Here is a 23,504-nt window from a genome sequence, read left to right on the forward strand (position 1 = left end):
GCCACATGACGCCTTTTCCGAATACGCTTTGGGACGCGACGGCCGCCCCGCTGCAGCCCTGTCCGCCGCTGACCGAGGATGCGAGCACGCGGGTCTGTATCGTCGGCGCCGGCTTTGCGGGGCTGTCCACGGCCCTTCATCTCTCGGAGGCCGGACTCGACTGCTTGGTCCTGGACGCACAACGGCCCGGCTGGGGTGCCTCGGGGCGCAACGGCGGGCAGGTGATTCCGGGGTTGAAGCACGATCCCGCCTTTTTGGCGGCCCGCTTCGGCGAGACCGCCGGCGCGCGCCTGGCGCGCTTCTCCGGAGATGCGCCGTCCCTGCTGTTCGATCTGGTTGCGCGCCACGGGATCGACTGCGACCTCTTCACCGGCGGCTGGATTCAGCCGGCCCACGCGCCCGAGGGACTGGAGACGCTGCGTCGCCGCCGGGAGCAGTGGCGTCCCTTCACGGAAGATATCGTCGAGATGGACCGGGCCGAGACGGCCCGGCTGATCGGCAGCGATCACTATGTCGGTGCGATGCTGGACCGGCGCGGCGGGTCGGTGCAGCCGCTCTCGTTGTCTCGTGGTCTCGCGCGCGCCGCGATGAAGCTGGGCGCCAGGATCTTCGGAGACACGAGGGCCCTGTCGCTGACCCGGCGCGACGGTCGGTGGGAGGTGACGACGCCGGCAGCGCGGATCACTGCCGACAGCGTCGTGGTCGCCACCAACGGCTATAGCGACGACCTGCTGCCGGGACTGCGGCGCAGCCTCGTGCCGGTCTACTCTTTCCAGGTCGCGACCCGGCCGCTTTCGCCGAACCTCGCGGCCACGATCCTGCCCGAAGGACATCCGGCCTCCGACACCCGGCGGCTGCTCTGGTACTTCCGCAAGGACCGCCAGGATCGTTTGGTCATGGGCGGGCGCGGCTTCGCCAAGGACGCGCTTGGCGCGGAGGATACGCGGATCTTGCAGCGGTCGCTGAAGCAGCTCTACCCCCAGATCGGCGAGCTTGCGTTTGAGTATCACTGGGGCGGCCGCGTGGCTATGACGGCCGACCATCTGCCGCACGTTCATGCGCCGGAGCCCGGCCTCTACGCCGGGGTCGGTTTCAATGGCCGTGGTGTCGCCATGGCGACGGCAACTGGCTCGATCCTGGCGCGTCTGGCCGCGGGCGAGGAGCCGCGCGCCCAACCGGTCCCGGTGACCGCGCTCACGCCGATTGCCTTCCACGCCTTCCATGGCCTGGCCGTGCAGGCGCTCGCCAGCTACTACCGCTGGCGCGACCAGCGGGAGCGCAAGACCGTGAGACCGGACTGACGTCCCGCCCTCTCAACTCGGCAGTCATTCGAACGCCGGCCCGCTCGTCCCACCCGTTCACAGAGGGTTGTGGCGGAGCTATTCGGCTTTCGCGGATGTCCGGCTACAGCGAGACGCTGCGGCCCGTCCGGCGATGGCGCCCATGACGACGGCGCTGAGCAGCCCGTTGCCTGACAGGTAGCCGCTGTCGCCGGAGCCCGAGACGCCGCGCGCGGCGCCTCCGGCGGCGAAGAGATTCGGAAAGGGCTGTCCCGCCCTGTCGAGCACCCGCCCGCGCGTATCGATCTCCAGCCCGCCCTGGGTGTGGAACAGGGCGCCGGTGACGCGGACCGCCCGGTAGGGCGCGGCGAGCAGCGTTTCGGGCGCAAAGGTGCGGCCGAAGGCGTCGGGCTCGCCGCCTGCGGCCAACGCGCGCATTTCGGCGAAGGTTCCTTCGAGCGCGTCCAGGGGCAAACTCAGGCCCTCGGCCATCTCGGCCAGATCCTCGAAGACGCGGACCGCTCCGGCCTCCCGGGCGTTGCGGTAGTCCTCGAACTCCAGTGCCGTTTCGTGGATGCGGTCGTCGAAGAGGTTCCAGACGGTTCCACCGGGCTGCGCCAGCACCTTGGCGGCCTGCTCGGAGTAGCCGCCGTGTTCGTTCGAGAAGCGCCGGCCGGCGGCGTTGACCTGTACTCCGCCGCGCATCATCAGCGCCCAGGAGATCAGCGTCTGCTGCGGCGTGGCCAGGGAGCCGTGGCCCTGGCAGGCGCCCAGGTCGCGCAGGCTCGCGCCCAGGGCCTCGCCCCACCGCAGGGCATCGCCCCGGTTGCCCTCGTGCCCGTAGTAGAGCGCATCGCGCAGACTTGGCAGATGGCGCGCCACCAGCTCGCTATCGGCCCCGTAACCCGAACAGGCGAGGATCAGGGCCTCGCAGCCGACGCTTTCGCGGCTGCCGTCCGGCCGTTCGAAGCTGACGCCGTGGATTCGGTTTTCGTCGTCTGCCTGCAGTTCCACGACCCGTGCGTCGGTCAGCAGGTCGATGCCGGCCGTTCCGGCGGCATTGAGCAGGCAGCTCATCAGCTCCTCGCCGGTGCGGCGCGGCGTCGCGTGCATCCGCAGGTGGCTGTGGCCGGGGTAGAGAAATCCCTCGACCAGCGAGAAGGGGATGCGGTGCGTCTCGGCCAGCCAGTCGATCACTCGGCCCGATTGCTCGGCCAGGGTGGCCACGACGGCGGGATCGGCTTCCTGTCCGTTCTTGCGTTGAATGTCGGCGGCCATGGTCGCGGCGCTGTCGCGGACTCCCTTTTCCGCTTGAAACCGCGAACCCGCCGCCGGAACGAAGCCCGAGGACATGAAGGTGCTGCCGCGCGCCACGCTGTCGCGTTCGAGGATGACGGCGGGGACGCCGGTCCCGGCGGCGGCCAGACCCGCCACCAGCCCGCAAGCGCCGCCGCCCACGATCAGCAGGGGCACCTGCATCTCGATTGTCTCACCCGGCACTCGACGCGTGACCGGCATCAGCCGTCCTTTTCGGTCTGCGCCAGGAAGGCGTCCAGGATCTCGCCGGCCGGCGCCTGCCAGATGCGGTCCGACGCGCCGATGTGATCCAGCACCTCCTCCAGACAGGCGATGCGATGCGGCTGTCCGATCAGCCAGGGATGCAGGCTGAGGGCGAAGAGCCGGCCTCCCTCGCGCTCGGCTTCCGCCAGCAGATAGTCGAAAGCGTCCTTCACCTGAGCGACCCAGGAAAGCTCCGAGTGCAGGTTCTGGGACAGAACGACCTGGTCTTCGATCTCGCTGGACAGGGGCATGGCGGTCAAGCGCCCCGTCTCGGTCGAGACCGGATAGGGCAGGTCGTCGTTGACCCAGTCGGCGCAGTAGGCGACGCCGTTCTCCGCCAGCAGGTCGAGGGTGTTCCAGCTCTGGCTGCGGGCCGGGCTGAGCCAGCCGCGGATCGGCTGGCCGGTCAGCTCGCGCAGCGTCTCCAGCGCGCGCCGGACGATCTCCGCCTCGTCCGCGCGGTCCTGACCGCCGTAATGCAGATGGTCCATGTTCCAGCCGTGGCAGAGGATCTCGCCGTCCCGCTCCAGCAGGCGCGCGAGCAGGTAGGGCGTCTGCTGCGCCAGCTGGGTATTGATGGCGAAGGTGGGACGGATGCCGGAGCGGTCGAAAGCCTTCAAGACACGGTAGACCCCGACCCGGTTGCCGTAGTCGCGCAAGGTGAAGTGGCGCAGATCCGGGTAGGGCATGGTCATGCCGCCCGGCACTTTGAAGGGCACGCCGCGCTGGTTCAGCGGATAGAACTGGAGCGAAAGATTGATCCAGACCGCCAGCGGCTTGTCGCCGGGCCAGCGGATCGGGGGGCGGTCGGCCAGCATCGACCAGTCGTAGCGTTCATGGTCGTAGCCGTGGCGGCGCTTGGGATAGCGCAGGTAGCCGTCGTCGAGGGCCATGCTCCTATCCTCCCGTCCTGGCGGCGATGTCCTGCAGCGCCGTATCGAAGTGGGTGTCCAGATAGTGACGGGCGATCTCCCGTCCCGTGGTGACCCAGACGTCGCTGTGGCCGGTGATGTATTCCAGCGCCTCCTCGAAGGCCTTGATGCGATGCGGGCAGCTCACCTGATAGCTGTGGGTGGGAATGCACATGACCGTGCCGCTCTCCGCCCCCTCGGCATAGAGGCGGTCGAAGTGGCGCTTCAGCATCGTCAGGTAGTGGCGCGGCTCCACCTTGTTGACCGCGAAGACGATGGTGTCGTTCATCTCCAGCGAGTAGGGAACCGAGAGGAAACGCAGGCCCGACCGCAGACGGATCGGTGTGGGCTGGTCGTCGTGGAACAGGTCGCAGGTGTAGATCCCCGCGTCCTCGCCGAACAGCTCCTGACCGACCTCGGCGAAGAGGTCCAGCGTGTGCTCCGAATGGGACAGCGCCGGCGCCAGATAGCCGGCGCAGGTCTGGCCGGTGTGGCGATGGATGCTCTCGATCCCGTCGCGGATCAACTCCCGTTCCTGAGCTTCGCTCAGGCCGTAGGTGTAGCGGGTGTTGTAGATGCCGTGGCTGAAGAACTCCCAGTCGCGCTCGCGGCACTGCTCGATGATCTCCGGGTGATGCTCGCAGAGCGCCACCGACAGGGAGACCGATCCCCGAATGCCGTACTTGTCGAGCAGCGCCATCTGGCGTTTGTGACCGACGCGGTTGCCGTAGTCCCGGATGCCGTAGCCGGGAACCGAGGGATGCGGGGTGGGCCAGGCCTTGCGGTGAGGGTTCGCCGGCGGGTCGATCTCGTAATACTCGATGTTCGGCGCCACCCAGAAAGCGACACGGGCGCCGCCCGGCCATTCGATCTTCGGCCGCTTCTCGTAGGGCCAGTAGTCGTAGGCATCCAGCGTCTCTTTCACGAGGAGTCTCTCCCGCGCGGGGTCATGGGGCCGGCCGCAAGCAGCCTCATCCGGCTTGGGCGATCCGCGTCTCGAGCCAGCTCCGGACGTCGGAGACCGGCAGGACGTCGGCGTACTTGAGGTGCATGTCGGTCAGATTGGCGTAGTGGTAGCTCTCGTGCTTGTCGGCCACGCACTCCAGAGGGACGATGGTGCGGTAGCCGCGCGACAGGCTTTCGACCGCCGTGGCGCGCACGCAGCCCGAGGTCGAGCCGCCGGTGATGATCACGGTGTCCACCCGGTGCCAGACCAGAAGCGACTGCAGGGGCGTCTCGAAGAAGGCCGAGGGCATGCGCTTGGTGTAGACGACGTCGCGGCTGCGATCGATCTCGACCCGCTCGTCGAACTCGGCCCGCTCCGAGCCGTACTTGATGTTCTGCAGCGAGTCCGGCGTATCGCTGCGCGTGCCCCAGATGCCGGCATCCTCGGCCGAGTCCAGGAAGGCGACATGGGTCCAGACCACCGGCCAGCCGAGTTGCCGGAACGACTTGGCCAGCCCGTTGACATGCTCGAGCTGCCTGGGATCCGTCTCGTAAGCCGTCTTGAAGAGGTCGGTCCGGGTATAGGCCTTCTGCGGATCGACGTTGATCAACACGGCCTTCTCGCCGAAGCCGAAGGGGACCCGCTGAGGGTTGGCGATGACCTCGTGAAAGAGATCCTTGGCGGTTTTGTCGGTGGTGATCATCCGGTCTCTCCTGCGGGGTCAGCGGTTCTCGTACTTCTCGCCCAGTTCCAGCATTGCCTGGGTTCCGAGATACTTGTTGAGTTGCGTGAAATCGAGCATCCGGTCGCGGAAGGCATCGGTGCTCCCGTCCCGGCGCAGCGTGGCGAAGAAGCGGGTTGCCATGTGCGTGACGGCGCGCACCAGGGCGCCGGGGAAGATCACCAGCGAGAAGCCCAGGCCCTCCAGCGCCTCCGCGGTCTTCAGGGGGGTATCGCCGCCTTCCACCATGTTCGCCATGATCGGCACCCGGCCATGAAAGCGGGACATGATCTTTTCGACGTCCCCGTCGCTTCGGATGCCCTCGATGAACAGGATGTCGACGCCTGCCTCGCGGTAGGCCTCGGCGCGGTCCAGGGCGCCGTCGGTCCCTTCCACCGCCACCGCATCGGTGCGGCCGATGATGAGCGTGCGCTCGCTGTCGCGCGCGTCGAGTGCGGCCTTCAGCTTGCCGACCATCTCCGCCGCCGGCACCAGCGTCTTTCCGCGCAGGTGTCCGCAGCGTTTCGGGTAGGTCTGGTCCTCCAGTTGGATGGCGTTGGCGCCGGACCGCTCGAGCAGGCGCACGCTGCGCATGGCATTCATCGCATTGCCGAAGCCGGTGTCGCAATCGACGATGATGGAGAGCTCCGTGCGTTCGCGAATGTGCAGCAGGGCGTCGTTGACTTCGCTCAAGCCGAGCAGACCGATGTCGGGCCGGCCGAGCTGCGTGTAGGCGAGACTGGCCCCGGAGAGATAGATGGTCTCGAAACCGGCCTGCTCGGCCAGCGATGCGCCCAAGGCGTCGTAGACGCCCGGCGCCACCTCGATCGAGGGGCCGATAAGCCGGTCTTTGAGCTGGCTGGGATGAACGGTCATGTCGGACAGGTTCCTTGAAGGAAAGGGAAAGGCGCTCAGGATCTGGCGAGCGCGAGGTCGTTCCAGACGTCCTGCCGCGCCAGCCGGTTGTCCCGGACTTCGAAGCGGTCGATGAAGCGGATGGCCTCGAAGGGCGTGCCGTCCGGCCACTCGCCGGACAGATGGCCATGGCAGATCACCACGCTGTGGTCCTCGTGGTCGCAGGTGTCGAAGGTCTGGAAGGTCTTCCGCACGAAGCGGTAGCGATCTCCCGCCCAGGCGATCAGATCGGACAGGCGGGTCATCTCCGGACTGCCGGGAAAGACCATGACGAAGTCGTCGCTGATCTGGCGTTCCGCAGCATCCAGGTCGCGCGCCTCCAGGGCCGTCAGGAAGGCGCGGACCCTCTCCTCCGGCGTCTCCTCGCTGGCGATGGCGGGTGCACGGGCGCGTCCGCCGCGTGCGTAGCCGTCCATTTCGACCTCATGCAGGAACACAGTGATCGCCTCGGGCGCGGCGTCCAGCACCCCTCGCGTGGCGTCGGTCAGGCGCCGGCAGAGGCGTTGCTTGACCCCGCTCGAGTAGCCTCGAATCAGGTTGACCTGGATGACGGGCATGCACCGATCCCCCTCTATGTTTCACCCTGCCGATCTGATAAATCATGCCGACATGAGATACATAGAAATGTACGATGAATAATACATTTACTATGACCGGTCACCGACAGGCGTCAAGTCCCCATGCGATGGGGAACAGCCTTCCCGCCAGGCGTCCTTCGGGACTCCCGGCCCCATGACGCGATCCGACGACCGGGTGGATACGCTGGCCGAACCTGCCGCTGTCGGCGGCATGAAGGCGCATCGCATTTTCCTGCTTCTGAAGGATGCGATCATGAGCGGGCGGATGGAACCGGGCGAAAAGCTGCCGGGCGAACTCAAGCTGGCCGAACAGCACAAGGTGTCGCGGGTGACGGTGCGGCGTGCCCTGCAGGCCTTGCGGGAGGCCGGTCTGGTGGCGCGCCGGCCCGGCATCGGCACGCTCGTGCTGGAACAGCCCCTGGATGCGCGCCTGACCGCCAGCGTCTCCAACCTGCTGCCCAACATGGTGCAGATGAGCGAGGCCTCGCACGTCAGGCTGCTGGAGTTCAGCTATGTCGAGCCGACCGGAATGGTCCGGGAACGCCTGGGAATGAGCTCGAGCGAACGGGTTCAGCGCTCGATCCGGGTCAGACTGATGAACGACAAGCCCTTTTCCTACCTGGTGACCCATGTGCCCGAGCGGATCGCGCTGAACTACAACGAAGCGGACCTCGCCGACACGCCGCTGTTCGCCCTGCTGGAGCGCAGCGGCGTCAAGGTGAGCCAGGCCACGCAGACTATCTCGGCGGCCTTGGCGGATCAGGAGGTGGCGCAGGCGCTGAGCGTTGCCGTGGGGTCGCCGCTCATTTCCCTGACCCGCGTGGTCTACGACCAGGACGGGCGCGGCGTGGAACATCTCGACGCCCTCTATCGTCCGGACCGCTACCGTTTCCAGATCGAACTGAACCGTGCGGGCGACGAGGCGGCCCGCTACTGGGAGCCGATGGGCGAGGCCGGCGGGGAGCCGAAGACGTCCAAGGCCGGCCGGCGCTGAGGCGACGGAGCGGCAAGCCGTTTTGGTCTGCGAAAATACATTTGACCGGCTGTTCGACCGAAGTCTAAATGTATTAAAAGAAATACAGTTTGCAGAAGATCGACTGCGTTTCCATCTGTGAGTGCCATGACGACGCCGGACACCCAGCCCTCCACGCTGTTCGACAAGGTTTGGAACGCTCACGAGATCCTGCGCGGGGACGACGGTCAGAGTCTTCTCTGGATCGACCGGCACTTCGTCCACGAGGGCTCCTTTCACGCCTTCGACAAGCTGCGCGACCGGGGTCTGCCGGTGGCGCGGCCGGACCTGACCTTCGGCGTCGCGGATCACTACGTTCCGACCCTGAGACGGACCGGCGAGCGGATCGGCGATCCGGCGATCCGCAACATGGTCGAGCAGTTGACCGACAACGTCGAACGCAACGGCATTGCACTCTTCGGGCTCGACGATCCGCGCCAAGGCATCGTTCACGTCGTGGGGCCGGAGCAGGGCCTGACGCAACCGGGCCTCATCATGGTTTGCGGCGACAGTCACACCGCGACCCACGGCGCCTTCGGCGCTATCGCCTTCGGCATCGGCGCGTCGGAGGTCGCGCATGTCCTGGCCACCCAGACGCTGTGGCAGACCCGTCCGAAACAGATGCGCCTGACCGTGACGGGAGACCTGGCCCCCGGCGTGACGGCCAAGGACATCGCGCTTACCTGGATCGCGCGCCTGGGAGCCGACGGCGCACGGGGTCACGCCATCGAATATGCCGGCGAGGCGATTAGGGCCTTGTCGATGGAGGCCCGTCTGACGCTCTGCAACCTTTCCATCGAGGGCGGCGCGCGCTGCGGTCTGGTTGCACCCGACGAGACGACTTTGGCTTATCTGCGCGACCGCCCGTTCGGTCCCCGAGGCGCAGAGTTCGAGCGGGCGGCCCGCTACTGGTCGTCTCTCCGGACCGACTTGGACGCGCGCTTCGACCGTGACGTCGTGATCGAGGCCGCGGAAATCGCGCCGACCGTGACCTGGGGCGTCTCGCCGGAAGAGGCCTTGCCGATCGACCGGCAGGTGCCGGATCCTGCGGCCATGGAAGACGGCGAGAAGGCCCGCCAGGCGCGCGACAGCCTGGACTACATGGGGCTGACGCCGGGTCAGAAGCTCACCGAGATTGCCATCGACCGGGTCTTCATCGGCTCCTGCACCAACGCCCGGATCGAGGATCTGCGCGCCGCCGCGGCCGTCCTGAAGGGGCGCCGGTCTCGCGTGCCGGGCCTGGTCTCGCCGGGCTCGAGCCTGGTGAAACTCCAGGCCGAGGCGGAGGGTCTGCACCAGGTCTTCCTGGCGGCGGGGCTCGAGTGGCGCGCCTCGGGCTGTTCCATGTGCGTGGGGATGAACGGTGATCAGGTGGCCAGTGGCGAACGCTGCGCCTCGACGACGAACCGCAATTTCAAGGGGCGTCAGGGACCGGGTGCCCGGACGCATCTCATGTCGCCGGCCATGGTGGCCGCCGCCGCCGTGACCGGCCGGCTGACCGATGTTCGTGCGCTGTGATGGCTGCGCGCTGTGACCGGGTGTAAAGGTATGGAGCCCTTAAAGCTGCTTTCAGGTCTCGCCTGTCCGCTGCCCCTGGCGAACCTGGACACCGATCAGATCGTCCCGGCGCGTTTCATGAAGCAGCCGCGCAGCGCCGGCTACGGACAGTTTCTCCTGCACGACCTGCGGCACGATGCCGAAGGGAATGCCCGGCCCGATTTCATCCTCAACCGCCCGGACGCGGAGGGCGCGCGCACCCTGGTCGCGCGGCGGAACTTCGGCGCGGGTTCGTCGCGCGAGGCCGCGGTCTATGCGCTGGTCGACTTCGGCTTCCGCTGCGTGGTGGCGTCCAGTTTCGGCGACATCTTCAGCGCCAACGCGGTCAACAACGGCCTGCTGCCCGCCACAGTCGAGGAAGCGGACCTGGAGAGCCTCTTCGATTATCTCGGCGATCAGCCGGCGCCGCTAAAGGTCGATCTGGAGCGTTGCCGGCTGCGGGCTGGCGAACGGGAGATCGCCTTTACCGTCAACCCGGTCTGGCGCACCAAGCTGATCAACGGCTGGGACGACATCGGCATGACGCAGCGGCACCGGGCGGCCATTGACGACTTCGCGGCGGAGCGCCTGCGCGTCTTCCCCTGGGTGAGTCCGGTCCGGCCAGCGTTGCCCCGTGAAGCCTAGGTAGCAAGACCAAAACGATGAAAACGGAATAGGGATGGCGAGAATGAACAAGTACCTTGTTGCGGCTTTGAGCGGTGCGGCGATCCTCACGTCGTCGCAGGCCATGGCGCTGGACCGTTTGAGCGCGGTGCACGCCTTCCCCCCCTCTCTGATCTACACCCAGAGCTTCCTGGAGTTCGTCGAGAAGGTGAACGAGCGCGGCGAGGGTGTCGTGCAGATCGACGTGCGTGGCGGCCCCGAGGTGATCGGCCTGGCTCAGCAGCCGGAGGCCGTGCGCAACGGCGTGGTCGACATGGCCTACACGGCCGCCAGCTTCTACGCCGGAACGGTGCCCGAGCGGGATGCCATGGTGGCCTCCAACACCAACGCGATCTATGCGCGCGAGAACGGCGGCATCGACCTGATGAACCGTATCCATCAGGAGAAGATGGGCGTCTACTATCTCGGTTGGTTCGATAGCGGCGTGAGCTACAACCTCTATTCCATCGAGGAGCCGCAGCTCGATGCGGAGGGCAACCTCGACGTCTCCGGCATGAAGCTGCGCAGCAATCCGGTCTATGACGCCTTCTTCCAGGACTATCTCCAGGCTCAGCCGATCAGTCTGCCGACCACCGACGTCTATGCGGCGCTCGAGCGTTCGGTCGTCAATGCTACCGGTTGGACCCAGATCGGACTGAAGGATCTGAACTGGGACCGCTTTCTCAACTACCGCATCGAGCCCTCCTTCTTCTCCACCGACATGGGCGCGATCGTGAACCTGGATAGCTGGAACGCGCTGAGCCCCGAGGCTCAGCAGATCCTGCAGGAGGTCGCCATCGAGCACGAGCGGAGCAGCGCTGAAGGTTTCGCCGAGGTGGCGCAGGAGCAGCAGGCCGAACTGGAGGCCGACGGCATGACGGTGGTGACGCTCGAGGGTGCGGCGGCCGACGCCTTCTCGGAGGCTGCCCGTGAGGCGACCTGGAATCGCATGCGCACGCAGATGGAGCGCCATCCGTCAGGGCTGGAGCACTATGACGCGCTGATCGAGGCGTTCAACGATCTCTAAGGCTGAGTGGGGGTTGCCTCGTGAGGCAGCCCCCACTCAGTTTTCTGAGTTTAGGTTGGGGATGCCCGCCGGGTGGATGACGGCATGAGATACGCGCTGCGTCTCTATTCCTACGTCTTGAACGGAATGGCCCTGATCGCCGGCGTGCTGCTGGTCTGGCTCATGGTCGCCATCGTCGTCTCGGTGGTAATCCGTAATCTCGGCCTGCAGCCGTCCGCCTGGTTTTTTCTCTCCACCGAGTATTCCCTTTTCTACCTGACCCTTCTGGGTGCGCCCTGGCTGGTCCGGCAGAAGGGGCATGTCCATATCGAGCTTTTGACCTCGGTGCTTCCCCCTGTGGCGCTGACCGTTCTCAGCCGGCTGGTCGCCTTGCTCTGTGTCGCGGTCTGCGGGGTGCTGGCCTGGAAAGGCCTGGACCTCGTCACGATGAACATCGCGCGGAACGACTTCGACGTGCGCGCCTTCTTCGTTCCCAAGTGGATTCTCACCATTGCCTTCCCGATCAGCTTCGGCCTCATGGCCGTCGAGTTCTCGCGGTTCGTTTTCGGCCCGGAGATCCTGCATAGCGGCGAAGCGGGACTTAAAGAGTGATGGAGTGGTACGTCGCCCTGGGCTTCCTGCTCGGCCTGGTTATCGTCTTCATGGCGGTGGGAACCCCGATCGCGCTGGCCTTCCTGGCCGCGAATGTCATCGGAGCCTGGTACTTCATGGGCGGCGAGGCCGGCGTCGTGCAGATGCTCGACAACGGCTTCGGCGCTCTCTCGAGCTTCAATCTCGTGCCGATTCCGCTGTTTCTGCTGATGGGGGAACTGTTTTTCCGCACCGGTCTCGGGCTGCGCATGTTCAACGCGGTCGACCGTCTGATCGGACGGGTGCCGGGCCGGCTCTCCTACGTGACCGTGGCCGGCGGCACGGCCTTCTCGACCTTGAGCGGCTCGTCGATGGGATCGACCGCGCTGATGGGGTCGCTCCTGGTGCCGGAGATGGAGCGCCGGGGTTACAAGAAGCATATGTCCATCGGCCCCATTCTCGGCACCGGCGGACTGGCGATCATCATTCCGCCCTCCGCCCTGGCCGTGCTGCTGGCCACCCTGGCCAAGATCGACATCGGCGCGCTGCTGATCGCGGGAATCCTGCCGGGGCTGCTGCTGGCGGCCTTCTACATGGTCACGATCTGGATTCAGACGCGGCTCGACCCCTCGGCCGCGCCGGCCTACGCGCTGGAGACGATCTCGACGCGGGAGAAGCTGGTCCTCTTCTTCCGGGACATCCTTCCGATGATCAGCGTCATGATCGTCATCATCACCTTGATGCTGGTCGGTTTCGCCACGCCGTCGGAATCCGCGGCCTTCGGCGCGCTGGGCGTCATCCTGCTGGCCTTCGCCTTCCGCTGCATGACCTGGGAGGCGCTTAAGGTCTCCGTGATCGGCGCCCTGAAGGTCACCTTGATGGCCTATCTGATCGTCTTCGGCTCCGCCACCTTCAGCCAGCTGCTCGCCTTCTCCGGCGCGTCGGGCGGTCTGATCCAGTGGGGCATCGGTTTCGACCTTTCGCCGCTGCTCATGTTGCTGGCGATGTTCGCCGTGCTCCTGGTGCTCGGCACCTTCATGGAGCAGATCTCGATCATGATGCTGACGGTGCCCTTCTTTTTCCCCCTGGCCCAGGCGCTGGGGTTCGATGTCATCTGGTTCGGCATCATCGTGCTGCTGGCGCTGGAGATCAGCTTCTCCACGCCGCCCTTCGGCCTGCTGCTCTTCGTGATGAAGGGCGTGGCGCCGAGCGGAACCTCGATGGCGACGATCTACAAGGCGGCGATCCCCTACATTCTCTGCTCCATGTTCTTGGTGGCGCTGCTGACGGCCTTCCCGGCCATTGCAACCTGGCTGCCGGGAATGCTGCTTTAGGGGCGCTTGGCGGCTAAACTGTTTTCCGTCCCGCGCCCGCGTCTTCGCGCGAAACGGCGCTTTCCCAACATCCTAGGCGAGGAATTGTGACCAGACAGCTTCCGCAGAAGGGCGAGATTTTTCTCGATCATGTGGCGCATTTCGTGCCGGACCTCGCGCGTGCCTCGACTTTCTTCGAGCGGATCGGCTTCCGGCTGACGCCCTTCACCGAGCAGCGCAACCGTACGCCCGAGGGGCTGGTCTCCGCCGGCATGGCCAATCGCTGCGCCATGCTGCGCGAAGGCTACCTGGAACTCCTGACCGCCGTCGGCGACACCGAGTTGGCGGGGCAGTTTCACGCCGCGACGGATCGCTACGTGGGGCTGCATCTCATCGCCTTCAGCTTGGCCGATCCGCAGGCGGCCCATGCGACCCTGGTCACCGAAGGTTTCAAGCCAAGGGCGCCGGTGACCCTGACCCGCCCGGTCGAGGATCCGCAGGGCGAGACCCGGGAGGCGCGCTTCACCGTTCTGCGCGTCCCGCCCGAGGCGATGCCGGAGGGGCGCGTCCAGGTGCTGCAGCACCATACCGAGGAGCTGGTCTGGCAGGAGCGGCGCTTGACCCACGACAACGGCGTGGTCTCGCTGAAGGGGGTGCTGCTCGTCGTCGCCGATCCGGAGGAGACGGCGCGGCGCTTCGGCCGCTTCGTCGGGCGGGCGCCCCGGCGCCGGGATGCGCGCTGGCTGCTGGATCTGGATCGCGGCGCCTGCGTCTTCGTCGCTCCGGAGGATTTGGACAGCGTTGCGCCGGGAGTCGGCGTGGCACCTTCCGCCGCGCGGCCGTCCCCGCCGGTCATCGTCGCGACGGCCCTCGGCAGTTCTGACACGGAGCTGACCCGAGATCGTTTCCAGGCCGGTGGATTGGAGGCGACGATGCCGGCACCGGGCGAGGCCCTCTATCGCTTCCCGCCCGAACTCGGCGGGTCGGCCAGCGTCGTTCCGCTGGAGGCCTCGGTTTCCTGGCTGTCTTGAGCGCGCTGCCGGGTCGTCCATTGCCAGCCGAGCAGTCCGCCGAGGATGGCGATGCCGACCAGGGACGCCCAGAGGTTGGGGTGCAGGAGGCCAAGGATCGCGGGCAGTAGGCTGATCCGTTGCGGCCAGGTCAGAGGGCGGAGCAGGAAGCCCTCCAGCAGCACGTTGAGCGACACCACGCCGAGCAGCGCCATGACGGCGATCAGCGCCGTGTAACCCAGGTGGGCGTCGATCCCCAGCAGTTCGGGATGGATGACGAAGATGAAGGGCAGGATGAAGCCCGGCAGACCCAGCCGCACGGCGATGAAGCTGGTGCGCAGGAAGTCGCCGTTGGCGATCTTGGCGGCCACCAGGCAGGAGACGGCGACCGGTGGGGTGATTGCCGAGACGTTGGCGAAGAAGAAGACGAAGAAGTGGGCGGCCAGCAGCGGCACGCCGAGGCTGACGAGGGCCGGTGCGCCCATCAGCGCGACCAGGATGTAGGAGGCCGAGGTCGGCAGTCCGAGGCCGAAGGCCAGGCAGGCCAAGGCGGCGACGACCAGCAGCAGCCAGAGATCTCCGCCGGCCAGCTCCAGCATCGCGAAAGACAGTTTCTGGGCGAAGCCGGTCACCGACAGGATGTCGACCAGGACGCCGATCACCGCGACCACCACCGCGATCTGAGCGCCCCGCAGAGCCCCGATATAGGCGGTGCGTCCCAGCAATCTCGCGATCTGGGCCAGGATGCTGCCCAGCCCGGACAAGGAGAAGACCAGGCCGCGCCAGGACAGGACGAGTTCGCGCAGGATGTAGAGGCCGATCAGCAGCGCAGTCGCCTGAATCGACGCGCGTCCCGCCAGGTTGGTCTCGATCAGCGTCCAGACCAGATAGGTCACCGCGATGAAGAAGTGAAAGTTATGGAGGCAGCTGCGCCAGAAGCTCTCGTCGGAACCGAGGCTGTCGCGCAGGACGTCCTGGGCCGAAGCGTCCAGATCCTGCTGCACGGCGCGCAGGTGCACCGCGAACATCAGATAGAGGTAGTAGATCAGCGCCGGGAAAGCGGCGGCGATGATCACCTCGCCGTAGGGGACGCCGGTCAGCCCGACGATCAGAAAGGCGGCCAGTCCCATCACGGGTGGCGTGATCTGTCCCCCGGTCGAGGCGACGGCTTCGACCGCGCCGGAGAAGGCCGGCTTGAAGCCGACCCGGTTCATCAGGGGGATCGTGAGGGCGCCGGTCGAGGCGACGTTGGCCACGCTCGAGCCGGAGACCATGCCCATCATACCGCTGGACAGGATCGCGACCTGAGCGGGTCCCGCCCGCGTGCGTCCGCCGATCCGGTAGGCCGCGCCCATGATGAAGTCGACGCAGCCGGTCACCTGCAGGGCCGCGGCCAGCAGCATGAAGGGGAAGATCGTGCCGGCGGACAGCTCCGCCAATCCGCCCAGCAGGCCGCTGAAATAGGGAATCGAGGTGTAGCCGATCAGCCGCTTCAGCGAGAGACCGCCGTGATAGAGCAAGCCCTCAGGCATGGCCTGGCCGAAGTAGCCGTAGAGCAGTCCGACGATGGCGATCAGGCTGACGGTCCAGCCCCACTCGCGCAGGGACGCATAGAGACAGAGAACCAGCAGGACCGTGGCGACGGCGAGATCCGTGGCGTTCGGCAGGAAGGAACGCTGCGAGGTCAGCGCGCCAAGCTCGACGAAGACGTACCAGACGGTGCCCGCCGCGAGCAGCGCCAGCACCAGGTGGGCCGCGCGGCCCGCCGACTTCGGCGCGCGCGCCGCCAGGGACAGGAAGATCAACGCCGCCGCGCCGCCGACATGCATGATCTTGAACTGGCCCGAAGGCAGCACGAACCAGATGATCTGAGCGGCGTGAGCGAGGACGTAGACGATGCCGACGATGCCCAGCAGGGCGATCAGGCGGCGGTCGCCGTCCTCGTCGGTCAACGCGCCGGCCAGCTTGGCGGTGAGAGTCCGAATCATAAGGGTTGCCGGACGCGCGGAGACGCGACGCGGCGGACCGGGCTTACCTGCCGGTCCGCCGCGCCGGTCCGATGGACCGTCCGGTTCAGGAGGCTTCGATCAGGTCGTCGCGCCACGCGCCACGCTCCTTCAGGTAGCGCGCCGCGCCCTTGTGCACCGGAAAGCCCGCGACCAGGAAGTCGGTCCCGAAGGGCAGCCCGATGTCCTGGAACTGCACGCCCAGACCTTTCACGTCCTCCTCGTTCTCGAAGATCGCCTTCATGACCTGGTAGGCCACGTCGGGCTCGACCTCGGGCGAGGCCGCGAGAACGCCGGAGAAGGAGGCCGCCGCCGTCGTGCTGTCGATGCCGGGCACCACGCCGCCGGGAATCTCGCCGCGCGCCACGCCGGGGTTCATCTCCCTGGCACGCTCCAGAATCTCGTCGGAGACGGGCAGCGCGCGCACCGGGACGGTCGCGCTCAGTTCGGAGAGGATCGGCGCCGGGCGGCCGTTGGTCAGCAGCGAGGGGATGCAGTCGACGGCTTCGCCGCGCAGCGCGTCGTAGGTCTCGCGCCAGGACCCGTAGGTCCATTCGACCTCGTCGTAGAGGCCGGCCGCCTCGAACAGCACCTGCCACATGGTGGCGGTGGAGCTGCCGGCGGGCGAGGGCATGCAGCGGCGTCCGCGCAGGTCGTCCAGGGTCTGGATATCGCTGTCCGCCCGGACCATCGGCGTGCAGTTGAACAGCGTGTAGGCGAACATCTGGTGCACCTCGATCGGCGCCGGATAGGGCGCCTGCCCCTCGGATGCCGGCTTCCAGTCGGTCGAGGTGGTCTGACCGAACTGAATGATGCCCTCGGCGAAGAGCTGCATGTTCTCGGTGCCGCCGCTGGTGGCCATCGAGGCGTTCTGCAGATCGCTGTGGCGGTTCACCGTGTTGGCGAGACCTTCCATGATGACGTAGCCGGTCGAACCGATGGAGGAGGAGCCCCATTGGAGGTTCTGTTGGGCAAGCGCGCTGCCGCCTCGAAAAGCGGTGGAGCCGACGCCTGCGGCGGCAAGGCCGAGCAGGCCGCCCCGCAGGACGGAGCGGCGGGTGAGTGCAGGCATGTGCAGACTGGTGTGATGTGTCGTCATGAGGTTTTCCCTTTGCCTCCCGGGTCTCGGCCGCGCGGTTTGGCGGCCCTCCTGTGGCCGCTGCCCTTGGGACAGCCGGCCCTCGTCAAGCGATCCACTCCGTCACCGGAGCGGCCGCTTCGTGCAGCGGTTGCGATACGACGTCGACCAGCGAGGGTCCGCCGTGTTCGATGGCGGCGGCCAGGGCGCCGCGCAGCTCGGCCGGATCCTCCACACGCCAGGCCTTCAGCCCGAAGGCCTCGGCGACGCGGGCGTGGTCCGTCTGGCTGAAGTCGACCGAAAAGTAGCGTTGGCCGAAGCCGGAATGCTGACCGGCCTTGATCCAGCCGTAAACGCTGTTCGAGAAGACGACCAGCGTGATCGGGGCGCCGGTGCGCGCCAATGTCTCCATTTCGCCGGCATTGAAACCGAAGCTGCCGTCGCCCATGACGGCCACGCACTTGGCCGAGGGGCGCGCGTAGTAGGCACCGAGCACGCCGGGCAGGGAGTAGCCCAATGCTCCATGGGCGCGGTTGCTGATCATCCGCGCGTCGGGATGTTTCAGTTCGAAGTAGGACGAAAAGTAGGGGCAGGGCGTGCCGGGGTCCGCGACCACGATGGCGTCGTCCGGCAGCAGCTCCGAGAGTTCGCGCACGACCCGCTCGGGGCGGATCGGCCGGTCGAGCGAGTCGGCCAGGGCGTTGAAGCGCGCGAACTTGGCCGACTTGGCCTCGGCGACCGCGCTGCGCGCGCGCTCTGCCGGCCGCCGGGTCTCGCCCAGCTTGCCATCCACGGCTGCCAACAGCGCGGCGAGCGCTAGCTTGGCGTCGGCGGCCAGGCCGACTTCGGTGGGGTAGTTGGCGCCGATCACCGTCGGCTCGGCATCGATGTGGAGGATCCGCTGCTTGCCGGCGGCGGGATGCCGCCAGCGCTCCGTGGTGACCGAGCCGGCGCGGCAGCCGACCAGCAGCACGAGATCGGCCTCGTCCAGAACCGCCCGCGTTTCCTCCGCGCCGCCGTTCGAGCCGACCACGCCGAGCGCCAGGGGATGGTCGTCCAGGATCGCGCCCTGGCCGCTGATCGAGGTCGCCACGACCGCGCCCAGACGCTCGGCCAGGGCCGTCACTTCGGCGCGCGCACCGGCGATGACCGGTCCGCCGCCGCAGACGATCACCGGGCGCTCCGCCGAGGTCAGCGCCTCTGCGGCCGCCTCCACCTGGTCGGGGGCCGGGGCCGTGCGCAGCGCCGGGAAGCGGCCCTGCGAGGCGTCGCCCCAGATCTCCTCGGCATCGACCGGGTTCTTCTGCACGTCGAAAGGCAGACCCAGATGGACCGCGCCCGGGCGGCCGCTGCTCATCTGGCGGAAGGCGGCGCGCACGCTGCGCGGCAGGGCGTCGCTGCTTTCGATCACCTTGTTCCACTTGGTCAGCGGCCGGAACAGGGCTTCCTGATCGAGTTCGGTCAGCGCGAACTTGCCGTGCGAGCTCACGGCGATATCCGTGGTGATGGCCAGGACGGCGATGGAGGACTCGTTGGCCTCGACGACGCCGGGGAGAATGTAGGTGGCACCGCCGCCGCTGGGGCCTTCGCAGACGCCGACCTTGCCGGAGATGCGGGCATAGACGTCGGCCATGTAGCCCGCCGATCGCTCGTCGCGCGTCAGGACGTGACGCATGCCGTGATCGAGGCGGTGGAGCGCGTCGTAGAACGGCAGGCTGGTGTCGCCGCATAGACCGAAGATCACTTCGACGCCGTGCAGGTCGAGCAGGCGAACGAGCGCTTCGGCTCCGGATAGCTGGTTCATTGGTCCTCCGGTGAAGGGGTGTAGGAGACTGGGCCGGCCGCCTGGGGACCTTCGCCCATGTAGAGGCGTGCGTAGCCCTCGCGAATACCGTCGATGATTTGATCCTGACGCCGGGCGACGTGTGCGTGCGCGATCTCGACCGCCGTCCCGGCGTCGCCTTTGCCGATGGCGGCGATCAGCGCCCGATGCTCCGCCTGGGTGTTGTCCCGCCGGCCCTGCATGTCGATCCAGCGGAAGAAGTGGATGCGGGCATTGATGCTGCGCAGCATGCGCAGCAGTTCCAGGTTGCCCGTGCAGTCGGCGATGCGCTCGTGGAAGCCTTCGTCCAGTTCCAGCAGGCGTTCCAGGGGTTCGCTCTCGTGGGCGCTGACGCTGCGGTCGAGATAGCCGTTCATCGTCGCGAGCCACTCCGGCGCGGCCCGTTCGCAAGCCAGCCGGACGATCGCCGTCTCCAGCGCCAGCCGGGCTTCGTAGAGGTCGCAGACTTCCTTCACGTCGAGCGGGCGGGCGAAGAAACCGCGGCCGCTGATCAGCTGCAGCAAGCCCTCGGAGACCAGCCGATGCATGGCTTCGCGCAAGGGGGTCCGGCTGATCTGCAGGTCCTTGGCCAGCACGCCTTCGTTCAGGCGCTCGCCAGGCCGAAAGCGATAGTTGATCGCCATTTCCCGCAGGCGCTCGTAGGCCCGTTGCGAGAGGTGCGTCGGCACCTCCTGCGCGGTTCCTTGCGTCGCGGCCTGAGGGGTTTTGGGCATTCCAGGGGTCCTGTGCGCAAAACTGTATACAGTTTATTATGCAGTTACCCGACCCCTGCGCAAGACGGCTTTCATCACAACTGCGTTGAAGTTCCGCTTTGAAACCCGGCGTTGAAATCCGCGCTGGAGCTTCCTGTTGACGCTGTTGTTGCTTATAAGTTTATCATTAGGAAACGACGAGAAAACCCAAACGAGCCGGAAACCGGCCGCAACGAAACATGGGGTAGGGATGGCAACGCTCGGACAGCGCCTGCGCCGCTGGCGCGGGTCGCTCGGCTTGAGTCTCGAAGCCGCGGCGCGGAAGATCGACATCACGAAGGGCTATCTGTCGCGGATCGAGAACGATCTCGCGAGTCCCTCGATTGCCGTTCTCAACCGGACCAGCCAGGCCTACGGCGCACCCTTGTCTCAACTGCTGGACACCGGCGGTTCGGACAAGATCTCGGTCGTGCGTGTCGCGGAGCGACTGGCGCTCAATCGCGACGGCGGCGAGCACGGCTATCTCTACGAACTGATCAACCACGGCAAGGCGGAGCGTCGGACCGAGTGCTTCGTCGTCACGCTGCCGCCCATCGACGAGCCGCCGGAGCTGTTCAGCCATGCGGGCGAGGAACTGTTCTTCGTGCTGACCGGCAGGGTCCGTTTCGTCTACGGCGGCACAGAACTGATTCTGGAGACCGGTGATGCGATCTATTTCGACGCCGCGATCCAGCACAGGGGCCTGGCCCATGGCGGAGAACCCGCCACGGCTCTGGCCGTTATCGTTCCCCCGGAAAAGAGCGGGGATTGACCGGACGCGCCGGGCTCGCGAACGACCCGGCGGTCCCAATGAAAGTGGGAGGAGTCTCTAGATGCGTAAATGGGTCGTCACGGCCGCGGTCTTCGCCGGCCTGTCGGGCGCCGCCGGTGCTGCGGTCGCTCAGGACGCGGTGTCTTGGCGCATGCAGTCCCTATGGGACGCCAACACGACGCCGCAGAAGTTCGAAGAGCGGTTCGTCGCGCGGGTGGCCGAGCTGACCGACGGCAACTTTCAGATCCGTCTCTTCTCGGGCGGCCAGATCGTCCCGGCGGCCGAGGCCTTCGAGGCGGTGCAATCGGGGGCCTTCGAGATGATGAAGACCTTCGACGGCTATGAGGCGGGCACGGTCCCCGCCTTCTACTTCACCAGCACCGTACCCTTCGGTTTCGAGACGCCGGATCAGATGGAGGCCTGGTTCTACGAGTTGGACGGTCTGGAGCTGGCGCGCGACGCCTACGACGACTACGGCCTCCACTACGTCGCGCCGAGCGTCTATGGGGAGGAGCCGATTCACTCCACCTTCCCGATCGAGTCGATTGCCGACATGGCGGGTCAGAAGGGCCGTTTCGTCGGCCTGGCCGGTCAGGTCATGGCGGCCTTCGACGTGGCGGTCACGCCGATGGCGACGGGCGAGGTCTACTCCGCGCTCGAGCGGGGTGTGATCGACTTCGCCGATCGTGGCGACCTCACCGCGAATCTCGAGGCCGGCCTGGCCGAGGTGGCGGACTACGTGGTTCTGCCCGGCGTGCATCAGCCGGTGACGGCGACCGCCTACGTCGCCAACCAGGAGGCCTGGGATGCGCTTCCGCGCAGCTATCAGGCCGCCCTGGAGTTGGCGGCGCGTGAAGTCTCCGGCGCGCTGCGTCAGCACATTCTCGTGCAGGACCAGATCGCCCTCGCGGAGTTCCAGGATGCGGGTATCGAGGTCCTGCGCCTGGACGATGAGGACGTTCAGGCCGCTCGCCCCACGGCGGTCGAGGCCTGGCGCGCGGCGGCGGGCGACGACGAACTGGCGAACCGGATTCTGGAGAGCCAGATCGACTTCATGCGCCAGCTCGGCCTGCTCTAGCGCGGACGGTCCGGCGGCGGGGTGCCGAACGGCACTCCGCCGCCTCCGGCTTTATGGGATAGCTCCCCGGTGTTCTTCCTCGCTCTCTACTGTCGCGGCATCACCGCACTGAATCGTTGGATCATGATCGCGGCAACGGGCCTGATCGCGATCATGGTGACGGTGATCTGCTACGAGGTGATCGCCCGCTACGCCTTCGACGCGCCCACGGTCTGGGCCATGGAAATGGCCCGGCTGTTGCTGGGGCCGTACTTTCTGCTGGCTGGGCCCTATCTGCTGCATATCGGCGGCCATGTGAACGTCGACATCGTCTATGGCAAGCTGCCCGAGCGAACGGCGAAGATCGTCGATCTGCTGACTGTCCCCATCATCGTCTATTTCGGTTGGGTGCTGCTGAGTCACAGCTTGCCCCTGGCGCTGGCCTCCTGGGAGCATCGGGAGACCTCGACCTCCGCCTGGAATCCGGAGATCTGGCCGGCAAAGGCCGTCATGCCGCTCGCCTTTGCCCTGCTGATCGCACAGGCCGTGGCGGAATGGCTGCGCGCCCTGTTCCGCGTGCTGGGCCGTCCCGATCCGGCGCCCGCACCGGCCGCGCCGGCCGAGGACTTGGTCACGGGCGGCACCGGCCCATGAGCTCCGAACTCGTTCTGCTCGCGATGTTCGTCGGTCTGGTCCTGCTGATCCTGACCGGCCTGCCGCTCGCCTTCGCTCTCGGCGCCCTGGCGCTGTTCTTCACCGTCACCCTCTGGGGCTCGCAGGCCCTGGTGGTGACCGTGCTGCAGACCTTCGACACCATGTCGTCGGAAGTGCTGCTGGCGATCCCGCTCTACGTGATGATGGCGGCGGTCCTGCAGCGCAGCGGTATCATCGATGCGCTTTACCGGGCGATGGAGCTGTGGTTCGTGCGGCTGCCGGGCGGTCTCGCGGTCGGGACCGTCGTGATCTGCACCATCATGGCGGCCATGACCGGCATCGTCGGGGCAGCCGTGGCGGCCATGGGCATCCTGGCCCTGCCCTCCATGCTCAAGCGGGGCTACGACCAGCGCCTCGCGCTGGGCACGATCTGTGCCGGCGGCACATTGGGCATTCTCATTCCGCCCTCCGTCATCACCATCGTCTATGCCGTTACGGCGCAGATCTCCGTGGGCCAGATGTTCATCGGCGGGGTCGTGCCCGGTCTGTTGTTGGCCGGTCTCTATATCGCCTACATCGTGATCCGGACCCTGCTGCAGCCGGGGCTCGCGCCGACCGGCGCGACGGCGGACAACGTCGATTGGGGGACGCGCCTGCGGTCGCTCGAGGCGCTGATCATTCCCAGCCTGATCATCTTCGGCGTGCTCGGCAGCATCTACCTCGGCATTGCCACGCCGACCGAGGCCGCGGCGGTCGGCGTGGCCGGAGCGGTCATCTCGGCCGCGACTCAACGGCGCCTGGATGCACAGATGCTGGGACGGGCCGCCTTCGATACGCTGAAGGTCTCGGCCATGATCCTCTGGATCACCATCGGGGCGAAGGCCTTCGTCGCCATCTTCACCGGCACCGGCGGCGCCGACTTCATGCTGGCGCAGATCGAGGCGCTGGAGGCCGACCGCTACGTGATCCTGCTCGTGATGATGCTGATCCTGGTTTTTCTCGGCATGTTTCTCGACGAGATCGGGATCATTCTGCTGTGTGTTCCCGTCTTTCTGCCGATCATCGAGTTTCTCGAGTTCGACCCGCTGTGGTTCGGCATCGTCTTTCTGATCTCGGCCCAGATGGCCTACATCACGCCGCCCTTCGGCTACACCCTTTTCTACCTGAAGGGCGTGGTGCCGCCTTCCATCGGCATGGAGACGATCTACCGGGCCATCGTGCCCTTCTTTCTCCTGCAGGTCACCGGCCTGCTCATCTGCATCGTCTGGCCGGAGCTGGTGCTCTGGCTGCCTCAGCAGATGATGGCACGGTGACGCGCCTT

General features: G+C 66.8%; 22 protein-coding genes. 12 read left to right on the plus strand and 10 right to left on the minus strand.

Annotated features, from left to right (window positions below):
* Positions 1 to 5 precede the first annotated feature (5 nt).
* Positions 6 to 1,301 carry an NAD(P)/FAD-dependent oxidoreductase gene (locus DBZ32_RS18445; RefSeq protein WP_119168702.1) on the plus strand — a complete coding sequence of 432 codons (1,296 nt, stop codon included), beginning with the start codon at positions 6 to 8 and terminating at the stop codon, positions 1,299 to 1,301.
* A 78-nt stretch (positions 1,302 to 1,379) separates the two neighbouring features.
* On the opposite strand, the gene DBZ32_RS18450 is transcribed toward DBZ32_RS18445, so the two are convergent.
* The 6 genes from DBZ32_RS18450 to DBZ32_RS18475 are packed head-to-tail and all read right to left on the minus strand — an operon-like array spanning position 1,380 to position 6,890.
* Entirely contained in the window at positions 1,380 to 2,798 is a 1,419-nt protein-coding gene (locus DBZ32_RS18450) for an FAD-dependent oxidoreductase (protein WP_119168703.1), read from the minus strand.
* On the minus strand, positions 2,798 to 3,733 hold the full coding sequence (locus tag DBZ32_RS18455) for a polysaccharide deacetylase family protein (protein WP_119168704.1): 936 nt from the start codon (positions 3,731 to 3,733) through the stop codon (positions 2,798 to 2,800). The genes DBZ32_RS18450 and DBZ32_RS18455 overlap by 1 nt, the downstream gene beginning before the upstream one ends.
* Positions 3,734 to 3,737: 4 nt before the next feature.
* Positions 3,738 to 4,676 carry a polysaccharide deacetylase family protein gene (locus DBZ32_RS18460; RefSeq protein ID WP_119168705.1) on the minus strand — a complete coding sequence of 313 codons (939 nt, stop codon included), beginning with the start codon at positions 4,674 to 4,676 and terminating at the stop codon, positions 3,738 to 3,740.
* 46 nt (positions 4,677 to 4,722) lie between these two features.
* Positions 4,723 to 5,400: an isochorismatase family protein gene (locus tag DBZ32_RS18465; protein ID WP_119168706.1), complete on the minus strand. Its 678-nt coding sequence runs from the start codon at positions 5,398 to 5,400 to the stop codon at positions 4,723 to 4,725.
* Positions 5,401 to 5,418: 18 nt separating this feature from the next.
* On the minus strand, positions 5,419 to 6,294 hold the full coding sequence (locus tag DBZ32_RS18470; protein WP_119168707.1) for an isocitrate lyase/PEP mutase family protein: 876 nt from the start codon (positions 6,292 to 6,294) through the stop codon (positions 5,419 to 5,421).
* Positions 6,295 to 6,329: 35 nt separating this feature from the next.
* On the minus strand, positions 6,330 to 6,890 hold the full coding sequence (locus DBZ32_RS18475; protein ID WP_119168708.1) for a tautomerase family protein: 561 nt from the start codon (positions 6,888 to 6,890) through the stop codon (positions 6,330 to 6,332).
* A gap of 175 nt (positions 6,891 to 7,065) precedes the next feature.
* Between DBZ32_RS18475 and DBZ32_RS18480 the strand changes: the two genes are divergently transcribed.
* From DBZ32_RS18480 to DBZ32_RS18510, 7 genes are all read left to right on the plus strand, one after another.
* A complete protein-coding gene (locus tag DBZ32_RS18480; RefSeq protein WP_119168709.1) occupies positions 7,066 to 7,905 on the plus strand; it encodes a GntR family transcriptional regulator in 840 nt (279 codons plus the stop codon).
* A 126-nt stretch (positions 7,906 to 8,031) separates the two neighbouring features.
* Positions 8,032 to 9,441 (plus strand): 3-isopropylmalate dehydratase large subunit, encoded by a 1,410-nt coding sequence (gene leuC, locus DBZ32_RS18485; RefSeq protein WP_119168710.1) that lies wholly within the window; start codon positions 8,032 to 8,034, stop codon positions 9,439 to 9,441.
* Between the two features lie 30 nt (positions 9,442 to 9,471).
* Positions 9,472 to 10,104, plus strand: a complete 633-nt coding sequence (gene leuD / locus DBZ32_RS18490; protein WP_119168711.1) for a 3-isopropylmalate dehydratase small subunit — start codon at positions 9,472 to 9,474, stop codon at positions 10,102 to 10,104.
* Between the two features lie 43 nt (positions 10,105 to 10,147).
* On the plus strand, positions 10,148 to 11,149 hold the full coding sequence (gene dctP / locus DBZ32_RS18495) for a TRAP transporter substrate-binding protein DctP (protein WP_119168712.1): 1,002 nt from the start codon (positions 10,148 to 10,150) through the stop codon (positions 11,147 to 11,149).
* 84 nt (positions 11,150 to 11,233) lie between these two features.
* Entirely contained in the window at positions 11,234 to 11,740 is a 507-nt protein-coding gene (locus DBZ32_RS18500; protein WP_119168713.1) for a TRAP transporter small permease, read from the plus strand.
* Entirely contained in the window at positions 11,740 to 13,053 is a 1,314-nt protein-coding gene (locus DBZ32_RS18505; RefSeq protein ID WP_119168714.1) for a TRAP transporter large permease, read from the plus strand. Before DBZ32_RS18500 ends, DBZ32_RS18505 begins: the two co-directional genes overlap by 1 nt.
* Before the next feature lie 86 nt (positions 13,054 to 13,139).
* Positions 13,140 to 14,063 (plus strand): VOC family protein, encoded by a 924-nt coding sequence (locus DBZ32_RS18510; RefSeq protein WP_162906836.1) that lies wholly within the window; start codon positions 13,140 to 13,142, stop codon positions 14,061 to 14,063.
* On the opposite strand, the gene DBZ32_RS18515 is transcribed toward DBZ32_RS18510, so the two are convergent.
* The 4 genes from DBZ32_RS18515 to DBZ32_RS18530 all read right to left on the minus strand — a co-directional run bounded on the left by DBZ32_RS18515 (position 13,988) and on the right by DBZ32_RS18530 (position 19,682).
* Positions 13,988 to 16,030: a TRAP transporter permease gene (locus DBZ32_RS18515; protein ID WP_119168716.1), complete on the minus strand. Its 2,043-nt coding sequence runs from the start codon at positions 16,028 to 16,030 to the stop codon at positions 13,988 to 13,990. The two genes, DBZ32_RS18510 and DBZ32_RS18515, sit on opposite strands and share 76 nt — an antisense overlap.
* A gap of 85 nt (positions 16,031 to 16,115) precedes the next feature.
* Positions 16,116 to 17,147, minus strand: coding sequence for a TAXI family TRAP transporter solute-binding subunit (locus DBZ32_RS18520; protein ID WP_119168717.1), 1,032 nt, complete (start codon positions 17,145 to 17,147; stop codon positions 16,116 to 16,118).
* An 85-nt stretch (positions 17,148 to 17,232) separates the two neighbouring features.
* Positions 17,233 to 18,930 carry a thiamine pyrophosphate-binding protein gene (locus DBZ32_RS18525; protein WP_119168718.1) on the minus strand — a complete coding sequence of 566 codons (1,698 nt, stop codon included), beginning with the start codon at positions 18,928 to 18,930 and terminating at the stop codon, positions 17,233 to 17,235.
* Complete coding sequence (locus DBZ32_RS18530) at positions 18,927 to 19,682, minus strand: GntR family transcriptional regulator (protein ID WP_119168719.1); 756 nt, start codon at positions 19,680 to 19,682, stop codon at positions 18,927 to 18,929. The genes DBZ32_RS18525 and DBZ32_RS18530 overlap by 4 nt, the downstream gene beginning before the upstream one ends.
* Before the next feature lie 229 nt (positions 19,683 to 19,911).
* On the opposite strand from DBZ32_RS18530, the gene DBZ32_RS18535 reads away from it, so the two are divergent.
* The 4 genes from DBZ32_RS18535 to DBZ32_RS18550 all read left to right on the plus strand — a co-directional run bounded on the left by DBZ32_RS18535 (position 19,912) and on the right by DBZ32_RS18550 (position 23,496).
* The gene (locus tag DBZ32_RS18535; protein ID WP_119168720.1) at positions 19,912 to 20,472 is read left to right on the plus strand and encodes a helix-turn-helix domain-containing protein; all 561 of its coding nucleotides are present in this window, start codon (positions 19,912 to 19,914) and stop codon (positions 20,470 to 20,472) included.
* A gap of 61 nt (positions 20,473 to 20,533) precedes the next feature.
* On the plus strand, positions 20,534 to 21,550 hold the full coding sequence (gene dctP, locus DBZ32_RS18540) for a TRAP transporter substrate-binding protein DctP (RefSeq protein ID WP_119168721.1): 1,017 nt from the start codon (positions 20,534 to 20,536) through the stop codon (positions 21,548 to 21,550).
* A 69-nt stretch (positions 21,551 to 21,619) separates the two neighbouring features.
* The gene (locus tag DBZ32_RS18545; protein WP_208539296.1) at positions 21,620 to 22,183 is read left to right on the plus strand and encodes a TRAP transporter small permease subunit; all 564 of its coding nucleotides are present in this window, start codon (positions 21,620 to 21,622) and stop codon (positions 22,181 to 22,183) included.
* Positions 22,180 to 23,496 (plus strand): TRAP transporter large permease, encoded by a 1,317-nt coding sequence (locus DBZ32_RS18550; protein WP_119168722.1) that lies wholly within the window; start codon positions 22,180 to 22,182, stop codon positions 23,494 to 23,496. The genes DBZ32_RS18545 and DBZ32_RS18550 overlap by 4 nt, the downstream gene beginning before the upstream one ends.
* Positions 23,497 to 23,504 lie beyond the last annotated feature (8 nt).

Source organism: Algihabitans albus (assembly GCF_003572205.1).
Lineage (GTDB): Bacteria > Pseudomonadota > Alphaproteobacteria > Kiloniellales > DSM-21159 > Algihabitans > Algihabitans albus.